This window comes from Deltaproteobacteria bacterium (genome assembly GCA_023382265.1).
In the GTDB taxonomy this organism is placed as follows: domain Bacteria; phylum JAMCPX01; class JAMCPX01; order JAMCPX01; family JAMCPX01; genus JAMCPX01.
This window is the reverse complement of the sequence record JAMCPX010000070.1, coordinates 1-322: the sequence shown is the minus strand read 5'-3', so window position 1 is coordinate 322 and position 322 is coordinate 1. Positions and strand designations below refer to the sequence as shown.

Annotated in this window: 1 protein-coding gene; it reads left to right on the top strand. The window is 37.6% G+C overall.

Going from position 1 to position 322, the window contains the following annotated elements:
- Positions 1–137: 137 nt before the first annotated feature.
- Positions 138–322: hypothetical protein (locus M1381_11855; protein MCL4479764.1), on the top strand; the 185-nt coding region annotated here is incomplete at its 3' end.

Here is a 322-nt window from a genome sequence, read left to right as displayed (position 1 = left end):
CCGATAAGCAAACAATTGAAGATTTTCTGAGCACCATTGATAAAACACGGGGTTTAATCCAATATATACCTATTCGGGATCAACTTTATTCTTCTATTCCCATTACCGGTCAAGATACAGAATTTGAATATTTTTATATGGACGAGATTGGAGAAGATTATGTCGTAAGCAAAGGCTATGCTGACTGGGCAAAAAGGATGAAAGGTTATTGGAATTCTACAACACTCCTGCGTTTTGATAATGGGCCGCTTACCGTAGTTTTTTTCGATCTCATAGGTAATGATTACACCTCCAAAACATACGGGTTGTTTTCCAGGGAAAA